The organism is Shewanella sp. 11B5 (assembly GCF_002836795.1).
Lineage (GTDB): Bacteria > Pseudomonadota > Gammaproteobacteria > Enterobacterales > Shewanellaceae > Shewanella > Shewanella frigidimarina.
This window is the reverse complement of sequence record NZ_PJAP01000138.1, coordinates 1-1,196: the sequence shown is the minus strand read 5'-3', so window position 1 is coordinate 1,196 and position 1,196 is coordinate 1. Positions and strand designations below refer to the sequence as shown.

The 1,196-nt window shown below is 34.3% G+C and carries 2 protein-coding genes; both read left to right on the top strand.

Translation table 11 applies throughout. The annotated features are described in order from the left end of the window. Nucleotides 1–538 (top strand): DNA/RNA nuclease SfsA (locus CXF78_RS01165; protein WP_102035736.1); only part of this gene is annotated, 538 nt, incomplete at its 5' end. A gap of 27 nt (nucleotides 539–565) precedes the next feature. After that, nucleotides 566–1,021, top strand: coding sequence for a MarR family winged helix-turn-helix transcriptional regulator (locus CXF78_RS01160; RefSeq protein ID WP_102035735.1), 456 nt, complete (start codon nucleotides 566–568; stop codon nucleotides 1,019–1,021). Nucleotides 1,022–1,196: the final 175 nt, after the last annotated feature.

Genomic DNA, 1,196 nt, shown 5'->3' with positions numbered 1-1,196 from the left:
AACAAATTATACTGTTGAGGCCATTTATCCTGTAAGCAAAAGTGATACTATCGTCGGCATCAATCAAGTCAAAGCCAACACCTACATTAATTTCTTTCTAGAACATAACTTACTGCCAGAAATGTTGTTAGTTGAAACAGTAAAAAGAGAGGTATTTCTCAACACTTCTAAGATAGATTTTTTAATAAACGATAATTGCTATGTCGAGGTTAAGACGTTACTTAAAGATATTCCATTCGGTATCAAAAAATCAGACAGTAAATTTACTTCCTTTGAGAGATTACTAAGACATTACACCGAAATTTCGACACAAATTAATGCTAATCAAAAGTCTATTGTGCTTTTATGTAATTTATTTGATGCCAAACCGTTTGCTCCACCGTTAAATAATGCTACTGGAACAAGTCAAGTTAGGAAAGTCGTTAAACAAGCTATTGATAATGGTATTGAACATTGGCAAATTAACTTAAAAGTAACTGCTGACGGAGTATCTCTCATTGATTACTTTAAAGTTGATTTGTTGCCAAATTTGAAGTAATCACAAACTAATGAGTACCAGGTTAGAATGAAAGATATTGTATTTAGAAATGACAAGCCAGAAAATCATAGCGGCTATTTGCTTTGGCAAATTACCAATATGCGTCAAAAGTTGCTCAATAATGCGTTAAAAAAAATAGAGCTCACCTACCCTCAATTCATCATAATATCGGGTATTCAATGGCTTAATACCAATACTGAATTAGTTAATCAAGTTAAACTAATACACTTTACTAAGATGGATAAGTCAGTTGTTTCTAGTGTGCTCAAATCTCTTGAGAAGAGAGGCCTAGTGATCAGACAAGTTGACCCTCTCGATACCCGAGCTAAAACATTGCAGTTGAGTGCAGAAGGATTATCACAAATGAAAAATGCTCTTGCTATCGTTAAAGGTATTGACGATGTTTTCTTTGATGAAAGTAAGTTTGATATCCAACAATTTAACAGCACTATAATTGAGCTAATTAAAGAGAACAGCGATTAATGCATCTCTTGTTTTAAATGCACACTGTCATTAAGCTGTAGATTAACCATTTCACCCATTTTTGATTGCCAGAAGCTGGGGCAATTCCGTTGCGACCTTTTCGCTGTTTGAAAATGTCGCCGCAAAGCTAAAGGTTTGCAAAGGCTGATTTATAACAAATAATGCGCTTTACCCC

Bases quoted from the DNA above. Each gene is read 5' to 3' on its own strand.
- CXF78_RS01160 (WP_102035735.1), top strand. From the start codon at position 566: ATGAAAGATATTGTATTTAGAAATGACAAGCCAGAAAATCATAGCGGC.